This is a genomic window from Psychrobacter sp. FME6 (genome assembly GCF_014861365.1).
GTDB lineage: Bacteria > Pseudomonadota > Gammaproteobacteria > Pseudomonadales > Moraxellaceae > Psychrobacter.
On the sequence record NZ_RRYW01000097.1, the window covers coordinates 1 to 10,812 of the forward strand.

A 10,812-nucleotide genomic window follows, 5' to 3' on the forward strand; every position below is an offset into this window, starting at 1 on the left:
TTAGGGTTTAAAACGCCCAATCAGGTGTTCTATAATATAATTTAGCGTTGCACTTGGTGTGTTAATCTAAGTTAATATATATCGATGCTTTTGCTAAGTTAATAAAAAAGGCGCGGTAAGACTTTCTTTTGACTTTGCCACATCCATAGGTTTGCCTTCTGCCACAATGAGACCACCTTCATCACCAGCGCCAGGACCCATATCGATAATCCAGTCGCTGTTGCTAGCAACCTGCATATCGTGTTCAACCATAATGACGGTATTGCCAGTTTCAACTAGCCCATTTAGTTGTGCCATGAGCAAGGCGATATCAGAAGGGTGTAAACCCGTCGTTGGTTCATCCAGCACATATAGCGTATTACCGCGCTGTGACCGCTGCAGTTCAGTGGCAAGTTTAATCCGTTGCGCTTCGCCACCAGACAATTCGGTTGCTGGCTGACCAAGCCTTAGATAGCCAAGTCCAACTTTTAACAGAGCATCTAGGGCGCGCATTATTGGGGCGTCATCAACAAAAAACTCAGCAGCGGCTTCGACGGTTAAATCGAGCACTTCAGCGATATTTCTACTTTGATAAGTAATCTCTAAGGTTTCGTCGTTGTAGCGTTGTCCATGGCAAACTTGGCAAGGCGAATAAACACTTGGCAGAAATAGCAGCTCAACACTGACAAAACCAACACCTTCGCAATTTGGGCAACGTCCTTTTTTAACGTTAAATGAGAAGCGTCCTGCATCATAGTGCCGTGTTTTTGCTTCTTTGGTGGCGGCAAATAATTTGCGCACATGATCGAACAGTCCAGTATAGGTCGCAAGGTTTGAGCGTGGCGTACGCCCAATGGCTTTTTGGTCAACGGTGACTAAGCGTTTGATATGCTCCATACCATCAACTATCTCTCCACCTATCGGTGTTTCTTGCTCTTGTTCCAGTAAATCAGCCTCACCCGTAGGCGCTTCAATGACGGTTTTTTGACCCAATTGGTTATAAACCAGCTCCACCAAAGCCTGACTGACCAAGCTTGATTTTCCCGAACCTGAAACGCCCGTCACCGTGGTTAATACCGCTAAAGGAAACGCTACCTCTAAACCTTGTAAGTTATTGCGCTTAATGTTAGTAAGTTTTAGCCAATGATTAGGTTGTCTTGGCTGCTGGCTTTTTGATTTTTGATCTTTGGAATCACCATGAAAAAAATATTGTCCAGTATACGACTCCGATATATCACGCAAGCCTTCTACAGGGCCGCTATAAATAATTTCACCGCCGTGGCTGCCAGCTTTTGGTCCGACATCGACTATCCAATCGGCATGTCGAATCACACTGACATCATGCTCAACAATAAACAATGAATTGCCCGCTGCTACCAGCTCATCTAATGCCGCTAGTAGCGCTTGAGTATCCGCGGGATGTAGTCCAGCAGAAGGTTCATCGAGTACATAAACCACGCCAAATAATTTAGATCGAATTTGAGTCGCTAGCCTTAAGCGTTGTAGTTCACCCGGAGATAAAGTGGGTGTGGTGCGTTCAAGCGATAAATAGCCTAAGCCAAGCTTGGTTAACGCTTCAACACGCAAGAGGATGACGCTAGCGATACGCTGTGCGACGATGGCTTTTTCTCGGTCATGAGTAGTATCGGTGAGTTTTTTGTGGGCAGCATCCTGAAGCTTAAGTGCCAATTCAGTCAGGGTTAATTGAGACAGTTCACCGATATCAAGTCCGGCAAACTTAACCGATAGCGATTCTTTTTTTAGTTTCTTACCATGGCAGCTTGGACATTCTGATATTTGCATAAACTGAGCCACACGTTTTTTGGTGCGTGGACTTTGGGTAGTAGCAAAAGAATGTAAGACGAAGTTTTTAGCACTGGTGAATGTGCCTTTATAATTGGGTTTCTCACCTTTTTCAATCGCCGCGCGTACTTGTTCGAGATTATATTCTGGATAGACCGGTACTTCAGGGGTATCGTCGGTAAACAGAATCCAATCGCGGGTTTCTTTAGGTAAAGTATTCCAAGGCTTATCGATATCATAGCCGAGTGTGGTGAGTATCCGGCTTAGGTTTTGCCCTTGCCATGCGGGTGGCCAAGCAGCAATAGCGCGTTCTCGAATGGTTTTTGTCTTATCAGGTACCAAGAGATCTTCTGTCACTTCAAACACTCGTCCGATACCCGAACAAGTAGGGCAGGCACCTTCAGGCGTATTTGGCGAAAATGCATCGGCATAAAGCATTTCCTGTCCAGCAGGGTATTCACCAGCCCGCGAATAGAGCATACGTAAGCCATTTGAAATGGTGGTCACGCTACCGACCGATGAGCGTACAGATGGTGTGCCTCGTTGTTGTTGGAGAGCAACAGCAGGCGGCAATCCTTCTATCGAATCGACATCAGGATCGCCAACTTGATCGATTAACCGTCTGGCATAGGGTGATACTGAATCAAGGTAGCGACGTTGTGATTCGGCAAACAAGGTGCCAAACGCCAGTGAGGATTTGCCAGAGCCTGATATACCAGTGAAAACAACCAGCGCGTTACGAGGTAGATCAACGTCTACATTCTTTAAGTTATGAACCCGCGCGCCCCTTACCTGAATGCTATTATCAGCGGGAATGTGGTAAGTCATAAAAGAAGCTTTGGGTTTTTTATTATTGTTCGTCATAAAACGCTTATTCCTATCGAATTGTCGTTTGAGTTTTAAAAATATGGGCAGAACACTGGCTAAGAACTTTATTATTAAGTAGGTAGTAAATTAAGCAAATATAAAAGGTATCGTGGCAATTTAAAAATATCCTAGCATGGCAAAAAATAATCTTCGGGTAAGCTTACGCTTCGCAGACAGTTGACAGACATAGTGACGTCAAACGATAACATTTATGAGGTTTAACTGACGGATGGCCACTTATCATTTTTAAACAATAAAGTTTAAGAAACAGCTTTTAAGCAATGCGGATTTTGAAGTCGGTAAGCTGAGAAGTGGCGAGTGAATTGATAATGGTTTATGATCAAACGTATCTATCCATTATCTATAAAAGCATTTTATGATTTTTATCAGCAATACCATTAGCCTTAATGACAGCGACGTTGAGATTAGCGCCATACGTGCGCAAGGTGCAGGCGGTCAAAACGTTAATAAAGTATCGTCTGCGATTCATTTGCGTTTTGATATCCATTCGTCTAGCTTGAGCGATGTCAATAAACAGCGTTTATTGGACAGTAAAGACAGCCGAATCACCAAAGAAGGTGTGCTCATTATTAAAGCGCAGCAATTTCGCACCCAAGAACGCAATAGAATAGATGCTTTTGAGCGCTTGCAAGGCTTTATTATACAAGCCACGCACATAAATAAAACTCGTAAGCCTACCAAACCAAGTAGAAATGCTAAACGTAAACGCGTCGATAAAAAAACCCAACGGGGTAAGACCAAAGCGTTGCGCGGCAAGGTAGATTTTTAGATAGGCTAACTTGAAGTTTACTTTTTTTGAATAAACCAAAAAGCAAAATGCCAGCCTATGTAAGTGGCTGGCATTTTTTTATACGCGTATTTAATATCAGCTTTTTAGCTAGCCAAGCCTTTTGCTTAATTCAGGAAAGCGTTTTATCATAAACAGTATCAATAGCAGCGCCACACTGGCGATAGCCGCACCAACATAGCCCACACTTGATATTGAGATATGCGTCACCGCATAACCACCAAATAAAGCTCCTGTACCGATTCCCAAGTTAATAATCCCTGAGAACATCGACATCAGCATATCTTGCGCGTTGACATCGACCATAATAACTTTGGCCTGCATCGAGATAATAAGCAACATCAGTGCGGCGCCCCACAGTAATGCAATCAAGCTCAGCGCCCATACCGACGTTACTGCTAATAGCAACACGAGCATAGACAGCAGCATCAATATCGTCGATATCAGCATCAATCTGGTATTAAAACGATCACCCCAGCGACTGAATATGATACTGCCTACAATCCCTGCGACCCCAAATAATAGCAGTACAAAAGTGGCGGCATTTTCACTGACTGAGCCAACTTGGCGCATAAAAGGCTCAATATAAGAATAAGCGGTATAGTGCGCGGTAAAGACTAATAAAATAAGTAGATACAGACAGACGAGTAATGGGTTTTTGAGCAGCTCTGGAATTTTTCTAAAAGAGCCTTCAAACATACTCGGCAGCGTTGGCAACAGCCTTGCTTGTAAAACGAACACAATAAAAGCAATCACGCCAATACCGCCAAAGGTCGCCCGCCAGCCAAACCATTGACCGATTACGCGTCCCAATGGCACACCAAGTACCATTGCTAACGATGTACCGGTCGCAAGTACACTTAGCGCCAATGCCTTTTTGCCTTCAGGTGCTACGCGTATTGCAATCGCGGCGGTGATTGACCAAAATATCGCATGGGTTAGCGCAATCCCGACTCGGCTGACTAGCAGCACTTGAAAGCTCCATGCAAACACTGATAGCACATGGCTGGCAATAAATACCGCAAATAATACTAATAATAAACGTTTGCGCTCAAAGCGACTGGTCAATAACATCAACGGCAATGACATCGCCGCAACAATCCAAGCATAAAGCGTCAACATCCAGCCAGTTTCTGCCGTGGTAATAGAGAAGTCGTTCGCAATATCACTTAATAGAGCAACTGGGACAAATTCTGTGGTATTCATAATAAAGGCGCTAACCCCCATCAAAAATACTTGGAAATACTGAGTTCGGCGAGCGTCTAAGCTCACCTCAAGATTATGTTTCATAAAGTTCAACAGTTAGAAAAGTGCTAAAAAATTAGCGTAAGAACGAGGCAGGATTATGTGGCGATATAAAAAAGGAGAGAAGATAGCAACTCAATGGCTATAGTTAAAGGAGTTTTCAGTATTTATTTTCTATCAACTGATGTGCTATCATCATTGAATCACCTATCGTGGGTTTAACAGTTTTGTTATCGCCAGCCATTATTATAATTAATGGTGGCGTACAAACCTTGCAACTTCCAGCACGATATAAAACAATTCTGGTAAAGCGCATGAGCCTGTACTCCGACATCCTCATTTGTGCCTAATTTTATTTGCCTACTTGGGCTTATTTCAACCTTTTTTGTCGGAGTTACAGGAGTCTAAGGTGTTCAACATCATGAACCACATTGCCAACCAATCCAAATACACCCGTCATTATCATCCACGCCACCTTCTAGCACAATACGCGATTAATCAAATAGCAACACTTGAGCTGCGTTCGCAAGATATTGTCAAAGCCATGGGTTACCCTCTAAAGCATACCATGCCTGCCTGTGAGCGCCTGCGTCATGTATTGTCAAATAAATACCTTGGGCTTGATGGCAGCTATATCGATAAGTATTTTACAGCCGATGAGTTTTTAACCACGCTATTTACGGTGCTGGAGTTACCTCATACACCGTTTGTAGACGACATCGCGCAGATTAAAAACGACTTAGCGCATTGTCAGCGCTATGAGAAATATTTGCCATATGATGGCAATATCACAGGCCATCACCTGATTTTTGAACAGAATGATGAAGTAATTGATAGAGTAGAGCATAAGCTAAAAAAATCTAGCAATGCTTAAAAATTGTGATAAAAGCGTATGGACCATATCAAAGTCACTTTATCTCTAGACTTTGATATGGCTCGCCATCGAATTACGAATACCGCATCAAACTCTGCATTAATGGTGTATCCGTCTGACGAATAATAAGCATCAAACCTAAGCGACAGCAGTTGTCGTGAGCGTTATTTTCGACCCTTTATTTTTGTCAGTGTTTATACTATAGTTATTGAGTCAGGAAAAAATAACGCGATATAATGTTAACCCCCGAAGCGCAATGCTTCACTTCTTAACTGATGTATCTTAACCATTTTAAAAGGTTGTTTTCGTTTATTCATAAGCCGCTGTGCCTGCCAAAACCTCTTATTGTTATAAAACTAAAATACATGATTAAAAAAGAGAGTTAGCATTTTAAAAATGCTGATAAAGAACTTTTTTGTTAAAAATGTATTCAAGCAATCAATAAAAATAATGGTGCTTCAGCCACACTCAATCACTCATTTTACTTTTATTAAGTCACATAAAAACTGGCGAATAGACACGGCTGACTTAAATTTTATTTGAGAAAAAATTAAAAATGCTGCTACCAAAAAAACTAAAAAATTAAGGAAAACTTTATGACAAACACTACTGACGCTTTTGAACCAAAACGTATAGACGATATGCACTGGTCAGGTGGATCAAAACTGCCTAAATCCATTCAAGATAACGTACGAACCAAGCAAAATATTCCGCTGTTTTATCTGCATAACGAGTCTATCAATGATTATGAAGATGATATTTACTTTGTGAACAACAGCGATGAGACATTAAGTTTTGTTGCTCCCTATGAGCTGATGAAGAGGGAACCAGACTGCCCTGAGGTGATTGTTGCTGTCGAGCCAAGTGAGCGCGATAAAGCCTTTACCTATACTGATGTATTACCCAAGCAAGGCGTGAAAATTGATCGCCAGCACATCATTTATGATAGTGATTATCTCAATCAAATTATTGTCTATACCATGAGTTGTGCTAGTAAGGAGATGTGGGGAGTATGGCGTTTGAGTGTGTGCGAAAAAGGTATGTTTTCGTCGTCTTATCCGTTGTTATGGGAAGAAGGGTCTAAACCTTCATTTGTTGTAAGTGCCGATAAACTAAATGATCCCAAAGATCGACCTGTTTTACCGCCAGTATTGCCCATACGTCAGCAGTTATACCAGCAATGGGCTGACCATTATGACGACTCGCGTGCGAGCTTTATGACCGCTATCACAGATGTGATTTATCGTTATGATTTTGGCATGGTGGGCTGTTATTTCAACCATATGTGGGATGAATATAGTAGTGAGGCGGAGCAGACTGCCAATCGTCTCATTAAAGATAATGCCGATAGCGTAGATGATGTTTTGGTGCTGATGACTGCGGTTTATGACTCATCGTTTGGCGCTGGATATACCACAGTGCCTAAAGAGGTCGCCGAGATCATCTATGGTCTATGGCTAAGAATAGGACATAAAGATACCGTTAATAAATAAAAGAAATAATAATAAAGGAGAAAGCCATGATGTTTCCCATTGAAAATGACGACACATTTTTACTGTTCTTTCACGGTCTTGATTCAAGCTGTGAGACCAATAAATACACTTGTATTAAACGTGAGCCCAAATATTGCCAAACCGTCAATTATCGAGAGGATTTCAACGAGATTTTCGATATTTATGACACATTAATACAAGAAAAAATGCAGCAGTATCCACGAGTGGTCTTGGCAGGGCATTCACTTGGAGGATGGTTTGCCAATCACTTCGCTCATAAATATAATTTGCGTACGCTATTGATTGCGCCTTGCATTTATCCTAATGAAGTTTTGGTCGATCGCATACCACAAGTCGCTGATATGAAACTGTCATTTCCCACCTCAAATACTGAGATGGTACGGGTCATGGTTGAGGTCGAAGACGAATGTTTGGATGTGGCCGTTGCCAGACGCACGCTGGTCAATTTACCTGAGAGCTGGGAAGTGGATTACTTTGAGCGTGGTCATCATCGGATTGCCCGTGACAGTGACATTTGGTATCACTTAGTTCACCTGTGCGAAGATCCTATCGTTTGGATGGATGAGGCGACGTATCATGGTGAAGACTAAATACATTAGATACATTTTTTTGACGCGTGACTGGTATTAATTTTTCTTGCTTGCTGTGTCTACGCTGACAGAGGCTGCAAAAAACTAATACCAGTCGCACTGTATCTTTTTTACATCGAACTGACTACGTTATAAGAAAGCTATCGTGGGTTTAATGGTTTGCCAAGTTGTTCAATAAAAACTTAGGACACCTTGCAACTTCCAGTACGATATAAAATAACTCTGGTAAAGCGCATGAGCCTATTCTCCGACAAGGTTATCCATGCCTGATTTGACTCGCCTATTTGGGCTTAATCTTATTTATTGTTGTCGGGATTTAGGAGTCATTTATGTCTAATATTAACAGTAAAAATTCTGAGCAATCCAAATATAGCCGCCGTTATTCGCCGCGTCACCCGTTAGCAAAACATGCTGTCAGCCAAATAGCTAAGCTGGAGCTAAGGACGCAAGATATCGTTCAAACCATGGGCTATCCTGCAATACATACTATTCCCGCCTGTGATCGTCTGCGCCATGTCTTATCTAGTGAGATATTGGGGTTGAATGATAAGAATGTTGATAGCTATTTTACGGCTCATGAATTCTTAAAAGCGTTATTGCTGGTGCTGAATATCCCATACCAAGCTTATTCAGATGATATTGAGAAAATCGAATATGACTTGGCACATTATCCTTATCCACTACCCAAATACAGCTTGCGAGCTGACGTTGACTTTACGTGGAGTGGGGGCGCAAATTGGATGTCGCGTGGTGTCGCTAGCAGTAAGGCGAATGTTCATTTACCGCAAAATATTGCCAAGATGAGTGAGACAGAGCGTGAGGCGATAGTGCAACAGTGTATCGAGGAGCATTATCAAAAGTATCATGCTCATCTACCCTATAACGGTGTGATTAAAGGTTATCGACTTGTTATTAAGCAGCGTAATGAGATTATTGATAGAGTCGAGTATGGGTTGCCAAAATCTAGCATTACCTAAGAAGCGCTCGGATATTAGACCTTTAATAATATGCCCTAATGCTCGTTTTAATCTTAAAAAGTGAATCACTTTGACTGTAACCCCCTAACCATAAGACACTGATTAAATAGAATTAATCTGCGTAGCTTAGTTTTTGCATTGATGTAGCTTTGAAAGCGAAGAGTACAACAACAAGTAAACCAGCTGATAATTATCTCTTATCGTATAATAATAACCAGAAGTCTTTGAAGGGTGATTTAGCTCTCCAAAGGCTTTTTTTATGCAGTAATACCAAACTCAAAAAGTACGATTAGCCGTGTCAAACTCGTTTAGCCTACAGTGCGTAGCACTTGCACTCGTTTTCCTTGCTACTCTAATTTTTGTGAATGGTATAACCTAAAAGTCGTTTATGACAATAGTGCAGCCGCAGGAAAGTAGCTGTCTGTGAAATAGTGATATGTGAAATGTTTGTCTATTTAATAGCTGTCTGCTAAATGATTAAGGCTAAAATAGTAAGAATGAGGTAACATTAAGGTTAGGAATGAAGTGTAAATTTAGATAAAAAGGGAGTTTAAAAATGAAAGGAATCACACGCTTCTCGAATAGCTTAATGGAAAAGTATTTACCAGATCCATTTTTATTTGTCATTATTTTAACATTGGTTATTTTTGGGTTGGGCTTAGGCTTAACGGATTCCTCCCCTGTACAGATGGTGGCGTTTTGGGGTGAAGGGTTCTGGGCGTTACTGGCGTTTTCTATGCAAATGGTATTGGTGTTAGTCACCGGTTTTGTATTAGCCAGCAGCCCAATATTTAAAAAAGGCTTGGGCAAACTTGCCAGTCTTGCAAAGTCACCAAGTAGTGCGATTATCTTAGTGACTTTAGTATCCCTTGCCGCAAGCTGGATCAACTGGGGTTTTGGCTTGGTTATTGGCACGTTATTCGCCAAAGAATTGGCGAAGCGTGTTGCAAATGTCGATTATCGCTTACTGATTGCCAGTGCGTATTCTGGCTTTATCATTTGGCACGCCGGATTTTCTGGCTCGATTCCATTGTCTATTGCGACAGAAGGCCATCCGTTCGTTGATAAAATTGGGGTAATTCCAACGAGTGCAACCATCTTTGCTAGCTACAACTTAATCATCATTGCTGCATTGGTTATTATTGTGCCTTTATTAAACCGTCTGATGATGCCAAAAAAAGAAGATACGATTACCGTCGATCCAAAAGTTCTCGTTGATCCAGTAGTTGAAGAACTTCCAGCCAAATCGGATATGACACCAGCCGAGCGTTTAGAAAATAGCTGGGTTTTGTCAATGATTATCGGCGCACTAGGACTTGCTTTTATTGTTTATTACTTCGTCCAAAATGGATTTTCCTTAACGCTTGATTTGGTTAACTTTATGTTCTTGTTCCTTGGGATAATATTCCACGGAACGCCTCGCAAGTATCTGATTGCGGTTCAAGAGGCGGTCAAAGGAGCAGGTGGTATCATCGTCCAATTCCCGTTTTATGCAGGTATTATGGGAATGATGACTGCCTCTGGTTTGGTGGGAGTGATGTCAGAAGCCTTTGTCAGCGTTTCGACAGCGGATACGCTACCACTGTTTGCCTTCCTAAGCGCAGGACTGGTTAACTTTTTCGTCCCTTCAGGTGGTGGACAATGGGCGGTTCAAGCGCCAATTATGCTGGAAGCGGCAGAGATGCTTGGTAGTGATCCAGCAAAAGTCGCCATGGCGGTGGCATGGGGTGATGCTTGGACAAACATGATTCAGCCGTTTTGGGCATTACCAGCACTGGCAATTGCAGGATTGAAGGCCAAAGATATCATGGGTTTTTGTGTGATTGTGCTGGTTGTCAGTGGTGTTGTGATTGGTTTAGGATTGTTGTTTTTGTAAGTAAAATCTAGGGCGTGTCCTCATTTTGAAAATGGTAATAAAAATGAGATAAATTGCTGTCAAACAAGGAAAATAGCACAGATAATATCAAGATATTAGCCAGCTATTTGACGCAGTTTGGCAAGATTTAGCCATTTTTAGCCCATTTAGTTGATTTCGTTCAGATTGAGGACATGCCCTAGAGTAATGGCCTTGCCTGTTTTATAGGCGAGGCTTTTTTCTGTTGGCTGTGTTTTAATAATGTGTTGATTAATTTAATGATAGAATAATGGTGTTATA

Annotated in this window: 8 protein-coding genes; 6 read left to right on the forward strand and 2 right to left on the reverse strand. The window is 41.8% G+C overall.

The features are described 5' to 3' along the window. Nucleotides 1-93: 93 nt before the first annotated feature. Complete coding sequence (gene uvrA / locus EI162_RS11875; protein ID WP_192524550.1) at nucleotides 94-2,646, reverse strand: excinuclease ABC subunit UvrA; 2,553 nt, start codon at nucleotides 2,644-2,646, stop codon at nucleotides 94-96. A gap of 379 nt (nucleotides 2,647-3,025) precedes the next feature. Between uvrA and arfB the strand changes: the two genes are divergently transcribed. Next, a complete protein-coding gene (gene arfB, locus EI162_RS11880; protein ID WP_192524551.1) occupies nucleotides 3,026-3,439 on the forward strand; it encodes an alternative ribosome rescue aminoacyl-tRNA hydrolase ArfB in 414 nt (137 codons plus the stop codon). 108 nt (nucleotides 3,440-3,547) lie between these two features. On the opposite strand, the gene EI162_RS11885 is transcribed toward arfB, so the two are convergent. Further along, the gene (locus EI162_RS11885) at nucleotides 3,548-4,747 is read right to left on the reverse strand and encodes a sugar transporter (protein WP_192524552.1); all 1,200 of its coding nucleotides are present in this window, start codon (nucleotides 4,745-4,747) and stop codon (nucleotides 3,548-3,550) included. Nucleotides 4,748-5,123: 376 nt separating this feature from the next. Here EI162_RS11885 and EI162_RS11890 point away from each other — a divergent pair, with 376 nt between their 5' ends. The 5 genes from EI162_RS11890 (at nucleotide 5,124) to EI162_RS11910 (ending at nucleotide 10,533) form a co-directional block, all read left to right on the forward strand. Next, entirely contained in the window at nucleotides 5,124-5,576 is a 453-nt protein-coding gene (locus EI162_RS11890) for a hypothetical protein (protein WP_192524553.1), read from the forward strand. A 596-nt stretch (nucleotides 5,577-6,172) separates the two neighbouring features. Further along, complete coding sequence (locus EI162_RS11895) at nucleotides 6,173-7,069, forward strand: hypothetical protein (protein WP_192524554.1); 897 nt, start codon at nucleotides 6,173-6,175, stop codon at nucleotides 7,067-7,069. Between the two features lie 26 nt (nucleotides 7,070-7,095). Then, a complete protein-coding gene (locus EI162_RS11900; RefSeq protein WP_192524555.1) occupies nucleotides 7,096-7,680 on the forward strand; it encodes an alpha/beta hydrolase in 585 nt (194 codons plus the stop codon). Between the two features lie 329 nt (nucleotides 7,681-8,009). Next, nucleotides 8,010-8,657 carry a hypothetical protein gene (locus EI162_RS11905; protein ID WP_192524556.1) on the forward strand — a complete coding sequence of 216 codons (648 nt, stop codon included), beginning with the start codon at nucleotides 8,010-8,012 and terminating at the stop codon, nucleotides 8,655-8,657. 556 nt (nucleotides 8,658-9,213) lie between these two features. After that, nucleotides 9,214-10,533: a short-chain fatty acid transporter gene (locus EI162_RS11910; protein ID WP_192524557.1), complete on the forward strand. Its 1,320-nt coding sequence runs from the start codon at nucleotides 9,214-9,216 to the stop codon at nucleotides 10,531-10,533. The last annotated feature ends 279 nt before the right edge of the window (nucleotides 10,534-10,812 follow it).